Source organism: Enterococcus sp. AZ089 (genome assembly GCF_050547225.1).
Taxonomy (GTDB): domain Bacteria; phylum Bacillota; class Bacilli; order Lactobacillales; family Enterococcaceae; genus Enterococcus_D; species Enterococcus_D entomosocium.
In genome coordinates this window covers 2295809-2307895 of sequence record NZ_CP172954.1, presented here as the reverse complement: position 1 = coordinate 2307895, position 12087 = coordinate 2295809, and the positions used below count along the sequence as shown (strand labels likewise).

The 12087-nt window shown below is 43.3% G+C and carries 12 protein-coding genes; 11 read left to right on the top strand and 1 reads right to left on the bottom strand.

From position 1 onward, the window contains the following. Positions 1 to 21: 21 nt before the first annotated feature. The gene (locus IGJ01_RS10775) at positions 22 to 390 is read right to left on the bottom strand and encodes an iron chaperone (protein WP_008378716.1); all 369 of its coding nucleotides are present in this window, start codon (positions 388 to 390) and stop codon (positions 22 to 24) included. Positions 391 to 808: 418 nt separating this feature from the next. On the opposite strand from IGJ01_RS10775, the gene IGJ01_RS10770 reads away from it, so the two are divergent. The 11 genes from IGJ01_RS10770 to IGJ01_RS10720 all read left to right on the top strand — a co-directional run bounded on the left by IGJ01_RS10770 (position 809) and on the right by IGJ01_RS10720 (position 12068). Further along, positions 809 to 1321, top strand: coding sequence for a hypothetical protein (locus IGJ01_RS10770; RefSeq protein WP_008378714.1), 513 nt, complete (start codon positions 809 to 811; stop codon positions 1319 to 1321). Beyond that, the gene (celB, locus tag IGJ01_RS10765) at positions 1305 to 2660 is read left to right on the top strand and encodes a PTS cellobiose transporter subunit IIC (protein ID WP_016613472.1); all 1356 of its coding nucleotides are present in this window, start codon (positions 1305 to 1307) and stop codon (positions 2658 to 2660) included. The genes IGJ01_RS10770 and celB overlap by 17 nt, the downstream gene beginning before the upstream one ends. A 101-nt stretch (positions 2661 to 2761) precedes the next feature. Continuing rightward, complete coding sequence (locus tag IGJ01_RS10760; protein WP_008378710.1) at positions 2762 to 3490, top strand: GntR family transcriptional regulator; 729 nt, start codon at positions 2762 to 2764, stop codon at positions 3488 to 3490. 789 nt (positions 3491 to 4279) lie between these two features. Next, positions 4280 to 5353, top strand: a complete 1074-nt coding sequence (locus tag IGJ01_RS10755) for a DivIVA domain-containing protein (RefSeq protein ID WP_087663937.1) — start codon at positions 4280 to 4282, stop codon at positions 5351 to 5353. A gap of 137 nt (positions 5354 to 5490) precedes the next feature. Beyond that, the gene (locus IGJ01_RS10750) at positions 5491 to 6798 is read left to right on the top strand and encodes a hypothetical protein (RefSeq protein WP_087663938.1); all 1308 of its coding nucleotides are present in this window, start codon (positions 5491 to 5493) and stop codon (positions 6796 to 6798) included. Further along, the gene (locus IGJ01_RS10745) at positions 6795 to 7169 is read left to right on the top strand and encodes a hypothetical protein (RefSeq protein WP_005235091.1); all 375 of its coding nucleotides are present in this window, start codon (positions 6795 to 6797) and stop codon (positions 7167 to 7169) included. The genes IGJ01_RS10750 and IGJ01_RS10745 overlap by 4 nt, the downstream gene beginning before the upstream one ends. Next, positions 7102 to 8481, top strand: coding sequence for a glucosaminidase domain-containing protein (locus IGJ01_RS10740; protein ID WP_086316327.1), 1380 nt, complete (start codon positions 7102 to 7104; stop codon positions 8479 to 8481). The genes IGJ01_RS10745 and IGJ01_RS10740 overlap by 68 nt, the downstream gene beginning before the upstream one ends. Next, positions 8474 to 9517, top strand: coding sequence for a hypothetical protein (locus tag IGJ01_RS10735; protein ID WP_086316326.1), 1044 nt, complete (start codon positions 8474 to 8476; stop codon positions 9515 to 9517). Before IGJ01_RS10740 ends, IGJ01_RS10735 begins: the two co-directional genes overlap by 8 nt. A 13-nt stretch (positions 9518 to 9530) precedes the next feature. Continuing rightward, a complete protein-coding gene (locus tag IGJ01_RS10730) occupies positions 9531 to 10985 on the top strand; it encodes a hypothetical protein (RefSeq protein WP_430601057.1) in 1455 nt (484 codons plus the stop codon). Positions 10986 to 11023: 38 nt separating this feature from the next. Then, on the top strand, positions 11024 to 11347 hold the full coding sequence (locus tag IGJ01_RS10725; RefSeq protein ID WP_005235105.1) for a hypothetical protein: 324 nt from the start codon (positions 11024 to 11026) through the stop codon (positions 11345 to 11347). 25 nt (positions 11348 to 11372) lie between these two features. Continuing rightward, complete coding sequence (locus IGJ01_RS10720) at positions 11373 to 12068, top strand: type IV pilus modification PilV family protein (protein WP_005235106.1); 696 nt, start codon at positions 11373 to 11375, stop codon at positions 12066 to 12068. Positions 12069 to 12087: the final 19 nt, after the last annotated feature.

The window sequence follows — 12087 nt, the reverse complement described above, 5'->3', positions numbered from 1 at the left end:
TTTTACGAAGTCTCAATTGGCTCAGCGCCAAAAGCGGGACATCTCCGCTTTGTCTTTCAGGTTGAAAGCGATCATGTCTTCAATCAATGCTTGATCGATCGGCTCAGTCCACTTGATGCGAAAAATGTTATCCGTATGGCTGTAGCCAGCTTTTTCAATGGCATCGATAAACTGTTCAAGACACTTGGTTTCTGGAGAGACAGAAAAGTGCGGTTTTGAAACGCTGAAACCGATAATAAAGGTTTCATGGGCGGTGAACATCGGCTGATTCCATTTAATGACTGGAACGAGGTCAGGAAATTTCTTGGTAATAGCGGCAAATAAGGCACGCAGTTTTTCTTGTTTTACTGGATCTTCAATGCTGGTTAAGTAAGTTTCTAATACATCCATTGGGAGATCTCCTTTCGTTTTAAGGAACGAGTACAGGCAATGTCGATTAATAAAAATAACGCATGTTTGAAATCAACTATTTTGTTACTTAGAGTGTACTGTAAAGTTAGTAAGTTGACAAACCTGTTGCCTTGCATGGGGGATAAAGCCTTCAGAAACAAACATTTTTTGCAAAAAGTAACGCTAAAAACAACTTTTTTTCTGCTCGAACAAAAGCCAAACATCAGGAACATTCCAGTATTATCCTGCACGGTTCCTTGAGATCAGCTTAACTTTTCAGAAATAACAAATGAAAAAGCAGATTATTTTCAGAGAAAACTTTCAAAAAGAAATCGGTTGCATTCAACAAGAATTCTGCTAGAATATAACTTGTTCGAACAAGTTGTTGAGCGAAAGCAAAAAGAAAGGAGGAGGACTTGTGACCAAAAGGAAACCGGTAACCCAAGCAGCCAAGAAAGAATATGCAAACAAAAGTATGCGGTTTAATCGTTTTTTACTTTTTCGTTATATGACTGCGATCTTTTTCTTTGTCAATCTTTATTGGACCCTATTGAGTCTGTCTCAATGGACATGGGCTGGTTTGATTCCCATTGCCTTATTGATCGTTGATGGACTTATACTTATTGAACAAACTCAAAAATATTGGCAGCAATCGAATCGTTTACTGGTGTCAAAAATCGGATATTGGCTCCAATTCGGTGTCAATCTGATTGCAATTCTATTTATTTTGATCGGACAGCAAGCAACATTGATTCCTTTTATGAATCAATCGGGTAGAGGCATCTTACTTGCCTTGTTTACTGTCGGCATGATCGCGTGCCTGTTCATCCAGCGTAAAGCGTGGTTGATCGAGCATGACCGCGACAAATATTTCACGTATTTGACTACATTTGAAACTCAAGGAGGAACAGTCAATGGATTCAGAAAATAACAAAATGTTTGCCTTCTTGGACCGCTACTTAATGGGTCCAATGGGGAAAATCTCACAATTACGGATCGTTCGTGGGGTCATGGCAGCCGGGATGGCGTCGATTCCTTTCACTATTGTAGGATCTATGTTCTTGATCATCAGCGTTTTACCCCAAAGTTTTCCTGTATTAGAGGGCATTTGGAGCACATCATTTGATAAAGTAGTTAATCTATATATGCTGGGTAATACTGCAACAATGGGGATTTTAGCACTATATTTTTGTATTGTCTTTGGATATGAGTATACTAAGATTCAAGCACAAGAAGAAAAACTTGTTTTAAGTCCAGTCAATGGGGCATTGCTTTCAATGATGGCGTTCTTTATGTGCTTACCGCAACTAGTGTTTGAAGGCGGAGTAGCCACGCTAGTAGAAGTGATTTCTGACGATCAAAAAATCATTAATGGTTGGGAAATCGGAGGAGGCGTTACTCGTTTAGGAACAACTGGGATCTTTACAGCGATCATCATGGCGATCATTGCGGTAAAAATCTACGCGTTTTGTGTGAAGCGCAATATTGTCATCAAAATGCCTGATACAGTGCCTACAGGTGTTTCTTCCTCATTTACTGCTTTGATTCCTACAGCGCTAATCGCACTTACTGTAATCGTCATCAATGGTGTATTAGTCGCAATGGGCACAGATATTTTCAAAGTCATTGCGATTCCTTTTAGTTTCGTGACGCAATTGACCAGTACCTGGGTCGGACTACTTGTTATCTACTTCTTCATGCATGCGCTCTGGATCGTGGGTATTCATGGGGCAACGATCGTGACCTCATTTTTGACGCCAATCGTATTGTCGAATATGGTGGAAAACCAAAATGGTGCCAACATTGCCTTTGCGGGTGAGTTTAACAATAGTTTCGTAACGATCGGTGGTTCAGGAGCGACGTTAGGAATGGTGATTTTCATCGCCTTCTTTGCAAAATCAGCGCAGTTAAGTGCTTTAGGAAAAGCAGCGATCGTGCCATCCTTCTTCAATATCAATGAACCGATTTTGTTCGGGATGCCAGTGGTATACAACCCGTACACAGCGATCCCATTCTTCTTAGCACCGATGGTTTCAATGTCCGTTGCTTATTTTGGCATCAACTTAGGCTTTGTTAACCCACCGATTGCCCAAGTAGCGTGGCCGACCCCAATTGGCTTATCCGGCTTTATTGGTTCAGGTGGTGACTGGCGTGCCTTTGTCTTAGCAATCATCTGTGCAGTCGTTGCTTTCTTGATTTGGTTCCCATTCATCAAAATGTATGATGGCAAATTATACAAGGACGAACAAGCAAACGCAACGAAGGCATAATCTTTCCGTTTTTTTGATAAGCCGGCTATGAAAAATAGCTGGCTTTTTTTACGCCAAAGACGATAATAGTAGTAGAGAATCGCAAGGAAAGGAGTAGGCAGATGACGAAACTCAGTATTGAAGACTTAGCAGCAGAATTGATCAGAAAGATCGAAGCTGGTGACATTGGAAATGAGCAGGGGAAGATGCCTAGTGAACGAGAGCTTTTGGCAATTTATCCAGTTTCTCGTTATACGTTACGCCAAGCCCTCAATAAGTTGAGCAAGATGGGCTGGATCTACCAGATGCAAGGCCGCGGCTCGTATATTCGTTTTCATAACAACCAAAAACCGACCATTGAACAAGGAGATCTTGGCTTCAATGAAGACTTGACCCGGGGCGAGAAAAACATTCGAACGGTCAAAGCCTCAAAGCGACTGGTCAAAGTATCAGAGGCGTTGTTTCTCCCAAGTCAAAAACAATTTGCGAAAGATCAGCACTTTATCGAAGTCCAACGGTTTCGCACGCTAGATGACAAACCGTATTTGATTGAACGTTCCTATTATATACCTGAAATCGTAGGGGAGATCTCCGAAACAATGATGGAGGGGTCAATGTTCCAAGCTTTGGCAGAAGAAAAACAACTGACAGTCGCCTTCATCGACAAGTTCATTCAAAGCAAACCGTTATCACAGGAACAAGCTGCGTTCTTTCATCTAGAAGAAGGCATGCCCGCATTGATCGTACGAGATGACAGCTATCTGAGAAATGGGGAGCTATTAGCCTTTTCGATGATCCATTATGATTATCGGATGGCGACATTATACATGCATAAAAAGTTATTCGTTTAAAGCAAACTGATTTTCAAGAAACGGTTCTTTCTTTTTTTGAAGGCAAGAGAAAAGCAGCCCATCAGGGAGAAAAAAGACTTACAGTTGCAGATCGGTAGACAGGAACCGGCTTTCAAACTGAGAGAAAAGGGATCGCTTCCAATAGATGAAAGATGACTGAGCAGTAAAACTATATAATAGGTAAAGAATCGATCAGCGACCTTGGCTTATAAGGTCGCTGATTTTTTTTGAGGGGATTGATCGGCGGTTAGGAAGGCGTGATTGTTGATTTAAGATAAAGATCGTTTAAAGAAGACCATTCGTTTCCTTAACACGAAGATATTTTGCTCAATTTTTAACAATATCATGTGGATAAACGACTTGCTCTGACAAATATTTCATCAAGTGAAGAAATATCTGATTTTTCAATCTGTTTTTGCTTTGATACTATCAAATAGACAACAGATGTTCTGCGAACGGAAGCCGTCTTTTCGTTTAATGGCTATTTTATTGAGAAACAGGCCGATTCACTGACTTGATTTCTATCCTCCAAAATAAATGGAGGTCGTGGAAATCATGGGGTGTGGTGGTTTTGCTTTCTTTTTTTGAACGAATGATGGCAAGAAGGAAACGGACATCACTGCTCAAAAGGTCACAGCAGAAATGTCAGCTCGTTTGAAAAAAGACCGAGGTTAGAACAGCCAAAGTGCAACTTTTCACGAAAGTAGACGTTCAAGCAGACCAATTTGTAGACACACTAAATTGTTAACGAATCAAATCATCGATGAGTGAGGAATCAGGAGGGGTAACATGGCATTATTTCGCAAAAAGAAAGATGAAGAAACTTACGAAGGCGTTCATGTCTACGACGAGGAATATGATGAAGAAGAGTACGACGAAGACGAGTACGATGATGAAGAATATGATGACGATGAAGAATATGAGGACGACGAGTACGAGGACGATGAGTACGAGGATGAAGAATACGAGGAAGACGAGTATGACGATGATGCCCAAGAAGAGCTGCTGGCATTAGAAAATACCGTTTCACAACTGACCAAGACCGTCGAACATTTGACCAAGCAATTGGAAAACAAACAAGAATCCATCAATCGGATGGCTTCGCAAGCGACGCAACAAGAAAGTATCATTTATGAAAACAAGCAGCTGCAAATGCGCTACAACGAGTTACAGCAGCAGTTAAAAGAAGCAGAACGTCAACAAGAAGCCCTCAAAACCAATTATGAGCAAGAAATTGAGCAGTTGACGAGTCAAGAAGACGAATTGATCGAAGTAGAAGAAGAGCTCGAACAATTGCGTCAAAGAGAAGATGAACTGCTAAAAGAATTAGAAGAGAAAAGCAAGCAAGTGGAAGCTTTTGAAGAAAAAGCGATTCATTTAGAAGAAAAAGCGGCGATAATCGAAAACTACAAATTAAAAGAAGTCGAAAGCATGCGCCGGATCACTTCGCTTGAAAATGAAAATCAACAGTTGAACTTGCGCTTGCAAGAAGCGGAAGCGAAATATCGGGATCTCGAACGTTCAAGAGTCGAACAATTGGCAGATAAGAATGTCTTACAGCGTGACTTGGAACGTGAGCTGGCAAAGGTCGAACAAATGAAGGACGAGCTGGCGACGATTTTGATCGAAGCAAAAGAAAAAGCACGAGAAACCGCTGCTGAAGCAGAACTGGAAGCCGACAGAAGACGTCAGATGGCGGAAAATGAAGCCCACAAGATCATTTCAGAAGCATCGATGGAAGTGATGAAAATCCGTCAAGAGATCAAGCAATACCAAGAACGACTTACGACGTTTCATCATGAATCGAAAGGGTTGTTTGAGCAGTTGATCCAGCATAGCAAAGTGTTGAATCTTCCAGACTAAAAAGAAGGTTATGAGTCGGAATAGACGAAAAGGTCTGCTAAATAATTTCCGAGAGCGACACGACAAAGGAGGGAAACCCACTAGGACCATATGTGCTGTATAAGAAATCACAAGCAACAACTACGACTTGATTTCTTATGAGAATGTTGGTCATTGGGACGAATGTGACGAATGATATTTTAAAAATTGCCATCTATCCAACCTTGAGTCCAAATCTTGAGGAATTATTTTACAAACAAGAGGCACTTCCATCAGTAATCACTGCCTGCGACAACCTCTATCAAAAAAAGTGGCCGCTCAAATCGTCGATTCGCAAACAAGTGACGCATTACTTTGAGCAATTTTATTCCATCGAAGCCTTCACTCATCATATCGAGATGGAGATCTTACGGAAAAAAATCGATTACTCAAAATTACGCATTCCCTTGGAACAGCAATTTCCTCAGTTTGTGTGGACGCAAATCGGCATCAATCATGTGTCCGATGAGAAAAGCAATTTGTTTTTGGAGTTTGTACCAATCGCATACACAGAAGAAGAGTTTCCCTTTACGATGCAGTTGCATGCTAGCTTGCAGCAGCAAGCCCCCGCTGGTGTAAGTGATGCGAACGACTTTAAAGAGCAACTGGTAAAAATCGTACAAAGCGTGATCGACGAACAAAATGTCACGTTTGTGAGTCGCCCGAAAGCGCAAGTCCATGAAGAAAAACGTCAGGGCAAAACCAATGTAGTGAAAAAAGAACTGGAAGACACGCTCGAGTTCCAAAAGGTCAGTGCGGATGAGCCACCAAAGTTCAAAAAGAAAGTTCGAAAAAAAAGCAGCAAAAAAAAACAGTCAAAAAAAGCCAAGCAATTGTCCAAAGTCAACGCCAATGAATTAGCGTTGGAGGAAGAGGCGAAACGAGAACGAGCAAGCAAAGAGCGCTTGCGCTTGGCCAATCAAAAGCTTGAGATCTACATCGAAAACTTAGAAGCCTCTTTGATCAAAAATAGTATCCACTATTTAAATAGCTTGACCGATGAAGAAGACGAGAACTGGCATACGCAATTGAAAATCAGCTTACGAGAATATACCTATCTTTTTCAAAAAGCCAAATACCTCGAACAGGTTTGGCGCATCAATGACAATCTCGTACAAAAGATCGAAAAAATGACCTTGAACGAAAAAGAATTGACCTATGAGAGAGGGCAAGTGCAGCAAGTGGTCGACAACAACCTATCTGCTAAAGATATCAGTTTGGTTTTTTATGAATGCAGCGTGATTGAGTCACGAGTCAAATTGTATGAGCGACCATGGTTTAGAAAACCTTACGCACGCATTATGAAGATGGACTATGACAATCTTTTACGAAAAGCTGCTTACTTTGATCTTCTCCAAAGCGAAAGCTATCTATTAGAAAAAAAAGCATTGATCGAAGGCAATACAGACGTTAGGAGCAGTCTATGAGAACCCAAAAGCAAAAACAACGATTCTTATTCTTATACCGCATCTACTTTATTGCTTCTTTGATCCCATTAGCGGTATTTTTGCAGCTGACCGCCTATTTTTATCTCTCTGCCTTTCGAGAATATGTCACTATCAGTCACTTGTTTTTACTCGCTCTTTTGCTAGGTTTTACGATGTATTTGCGGAACAATGCCTTTCATTATCAATTGCTGCTTGTGCAGCTTGAGAAAAATGAAAGCAAAGACCATGAACGACCAAAAAAAGGCACCAGCAAGAACAGCCCCAAGGAGGAGGATCAAGAAGATGAAAAAGCCCAGAAGAAACGTAAAAAGTCTGTTAGCGATCGGAGCATTTATCGGAATCATCAATAATCAAACGATTTCTGAAGCCATGGTTCGATCGATCTTAGGTGTAGAACCATCTACTTATATGGAAACCATCGATGCACAACGAGAAAGTCGTGGGCAATCGATAACGGATGCCCTCCGACCGGTCTCTTACGAAGGAGCTGACAGGATAACGGAGCAACTTGATACTCCTCCAGAACAAACAAAAGAAACCCTTCCAGAAGAAGCGGAGCAGGCCGAAAAAGGAACGGAAGTCCAAGTCGTAAATGATGTGGAACGACCGGCAGACGAGGGACAGACAGACGAGGAAGAGATGGAGAGCGGCTCGGATGAAACAGAAGACCAAGAGGCCGAAAATGTTCCGTCGACGCCAGATCCTTCAGAAGGCGATCAACAGCCGAATCAGCCTGCTGGACCTGAAACGAATGAGCAAGAAACCAACGATACCAACAGCAGCAACAATAGCGGAAACAACCAATCAAATGGGAATCAAACCAATCAGGACAAAGAAAAAGAGCCCGATCCAATCACTGAAGAACCCGAATCGCCGATCGATGAAGAAGAGCGGGAAAGCAACTTTCAGTTTTCGGTTTCACGTAATCTAACGACACAACAATTCATCAATGAGATTGGTTCTGACGCGCAAGATGTTGCCTATAACAATGATCTTTATGCCTCAGTGATGATCGCACAAGCCATCTTGGAGACCGGCTCAGGAAACAGCGCCTTATCCAGTCCGCCAAACCATAATCTTTTCGGCATCAAGGGCAGCTTTCGTGGGCAAAAAGTGACCTTCAATACGCAAGAAGATGATGGAAGTGGTGCGTGGTATACGATCTCTTCCAATTTCCGTAAATACCCAAGTTACCGTGAATCCATCGAAGATTACGCTCGCTTACTAAGAGGAGGCATCACTGGCAACCCGCGCTTTTATGCCCCCGTTTGGAAAGAAAATGCCCCAACTTATCGGGAAGCAACTGCGTGGTTGACAGGGCGCTATGCTACGGACATCCATTATGACCAAAAGCTGAATGCGTTGATCGAGGCCTATGATCTAACCATTTATGATAATGAGCCGACCGAAGAGATTTTGGAAGAGATTGAACGCACACGTGCACACGCAATCGAAGCAGCCCGCAAGGAAGAAGCGGAGACGACCCGTTCGTTGTTTGAAGACTTGCAAAGAAGCGCGGCAAATCGTCGAGGCTCAGGGAATTTGCCAGCATCCATTCGGACCGTCAAGGATCGCTTGCAGGAAAATGCCAATGCCAATACTTATGCAAACCAATTAAGAGGGATGGAACGAGCGGGCAGCGAGGTAGATGCCAATGAGTAATCAGTCGCAAGCACCTAGAAGAAAAAAACGTCCGCCACAGCCTGCCAAACGTGAAAAAAAACGAGACCAACCAGAGGATACACCGAGAAATCCCCGAATCGAAAAGTTTCAGGCGCAAGGAAAGCAAGCCAGCCCTTCTAGTGGCAAGAAACGACCAAAAAAGCCGACCCAAAAAGAACCGACAGGACAGGCGCCTGTGAAAAAGAAACGAAAAAAAGCGGCTGGTACAGCGAATCGCCCCAAATTACCGACCGAAAAGCAGCGTCCTAGCAAGCAAAAAGAAAGAGCAGCTGCCAGTACGACCAGTGAAGCACCACGCAAAAAGAAAAAGCGTCCACCGCAGCAAGCACGTCCAAGTCAGCACAACGAGCAGGGGAAAATCAAAAAATCAAGTCATCCTAATGCCAAATCAAAAGGGACCCACAAGCACGGCAAAAAACCAGCGGAAGTTTCCCAGAAACGACGTCCCCCGCAAAAAGGCAAAGCCGCGACGAAGAAACCAACAGCCAAAAAGAAATCTGGCAATCTCGTACTGAAAATCATCTATCTGATTTTCTTGGTTTGTAGCATGACTGTCCTATTTACGTTTATCGGCTTATATGTGACTGATCAAAACGAAATGACAGTTTTTAATCATCGGGTGGTGCGTTTATCAGATAATGGGATGGCGAATCTTGACAGCTCCGCATTACGCACACAAGATTTGATCATTTTAAGAGAACAAGCCTTCACTCAAGTACAGCCAAACGGGCTCGCGGTCTTTACAAATGGCTCAGGAACCGGCTATATTGCTCGCCGAGTACTATCGATCGAGGCTGACGAAGAGCAGGGCTATCATTTATCCGTCATTGGTGATGGACAGGCATTTGGGGAAGAAGCCATCGAAGCAGACCGTTTCGTTGGAGAAGTCTCAATGAGTATCAACCATGTAGCAGATGTGTTTCGTTTTATTGATCAAAACTTGATATTATCCATCATCTTCTGTGTATCATTGATCGCCTTATTCATTCTATTAGGCATTTATCTCTTTACTTGAGAGCCGTCATTACTTGAGAAAAGAGGAAACAAGGGTGCAAAAAAAAATAGTGTTAAGAAATAGTATCGCGGGTCTGCTTTTCTTTCTTTTGTTGCTTAGCATCTTGATTTGGCAGAATAATCAGTCTATTCATATTCGTCGATTAGCGGATGAATATGAAGTGTTCGAAAAAATCGAGATTTTGGAAGAATGGCAGGAACGAATGACCCTTACAGGGACGACGATCCAACGATCCGTTCGGGTAATGAACGCTAGTGAAGTGCCAGTCTTTGTCCGAGCAAGTTTTGAAGAAGTGCTGCGCTATATCGCGCCAGACAGTGAGGAAGCAGCTTTTGAGCAGGCGGCAGATGCGAGTGATGCGCCAGACTTATTACCAGTACTGTCTCGCTTTGATGAAAACGAAATTTTAGCAAGAGGGTATCAGAACGTGACCCAGCAGATCCCAGAACTCATTGGAAATGCTCTTGATGGTCAAGTGATGGTTTGGATCAGCGATGAGACGATCGAAGAGTTGGCACCCACGCCTCCCTTGGATGCCTTCGATAGTGAAGAGATGCAGGAGTTATTGGGGGAATTAGACGCTGAAGAACAGGAAAATCCTGAGAACTTCTACGATCGCACCGAAGGCAATGAAGAAATGGAGGAGCCACCGTCATCAGACTTGATCGATGGTCCACCAGATCTCTGGCAAGAACCGGTCCTTGTCGAAGCTCACTTCAGCTATTCCTTTCGACGAAACCAACAACCGGTCATGCAGAAAATGAGTGGGGAACTGCTGCTGCTCAATCCTGCTGATCCGGTTGCTGAGTGGACCTTTGAAGCAGCCAACTTGACCTATAGTTATTATCTTGAAGGGTATCGTTATTTTGTTCGAAACTGGGCGGAGTCGCAGCTAGCCAGCCCCTTTTCCACCAATGAAGAACCTACGGGATTCACGTATCTCGGAGAACAGGGAACGATTGACCAGTCGTCATTTGATTACACGACGACAGAATCTGGGTTAGGCAGTGCCTTTCAATTGCCAGAGATGATCAGTGCGTTTCCCGATGCTGCTGGGTTGTATCCGACCCAAACGGTGAAAACGCTAAGCAGCTTTGTCTCTGAAAGTCCTGCCCAGATCAATTCAGAAGCCATCATGATCGAATTCGGCTCTTTGAGCGATTACCGTCAGATCGATCGCAACACTTGGATCTATAATCCCGATGATGGCTGGTTTTATTATAGTTTCCCTTTGGACCGATCCTATCAAAGTGAAGACGGTTATGGCGTCACCCGTTCACTGATCGAACAAGTGATGATCGATACAAGTGTCGCAGACGATAGCCATCTTGCCTACGAACTTTTACCGAAAGTCGAAGTCATTCAGGCTTCTGATCGACAATCATTAAAGGAGGTCTTTCAGTTAGACAATGATCGCCCAGAGAGTGCTACTGCGATCATCTATCGGCATTTGTACTCACTTCAATAAGTTGCTAGAAAATAAGTCAAGGAGAGATTCACGTGAAAATGGTCATTGAAGAAATTGAATACCGTTATTTTCTTCAATACGGGAAGTATTTGGATTATTTCTACCAACAATATATGCAAGCGAATGTCGAAGATCCTGATGTTGAAAAAGGGATCGCCGAGATTCAGCGACTGGTTGAAGAAGAAAGGTATCATTATATCAGGGAACGAATCCGCATCACACGCAAAGCCAAAAAAAGTATTCCATTAGCTGACTACCCTGATTTCAATAAACTGATTCACTGGGGGTTTGCCCTTAGCAAATTATCTTTTCTTGACCCAGATACAAGTATCAACCAGCTAGAAGAAAAGGATTCTCCTTGATCGGGGGCTAGGTAAAAAGCAGGTGATGAAACTGAAAAACGGCAGACAAGCACATAAAGTACTTGATGAATCAGGGTTCAGCCTGGTTGAGATCCTTGGAGCGATCGTCATTCTCGGGATCGCAATGGTCATGATCGCCATGCTGATCATCCAAAACAACCTGATCCTTAGCTACAATACCCGAATGGAAGAGGCCATCGCAGCACGAGATGATGTCAAGGAATGGCTAATCTACCGGGCACAGACTCAAGACTTGGCGGATTTGAATATCGGGATCTTTACGGCTAGACCTTCTTGGATGATGGTCGATCCAGATGATCCCTCAGAAGTTCGCCGACACCATTTGGTCCTCGATAATTCAGGGATTCAATACAATGCGCAAGGGCAACCGATGTATGAAGAAATCCCGATTGCTGTAGATGATCTCAATCGGGGCCGATTTATTCGCAAGGTGGTATACGATCATTCTGGCGCTCATTTGCCGCAGCCCTTGGTAAATTCGGAAGAAAATCGCCTCTATATGGGAACGTACTTGTCGGAGAATGAAGAAACCACCAACTATTTGGTCAAGGTCTCCATTCGCGAAGACCCCAGACATGGACTGCGAGAAGACAGTTACGACCGTCGTCAGCTCGGGCTCGGACTTATTATTCAGGTCTTCGATAAACAAACGGGCGCATTTTTGACAGAAACGTATCTGCATTGGGTAGTAGACTATTGAAAGGGCTGGCTGTTCTTGC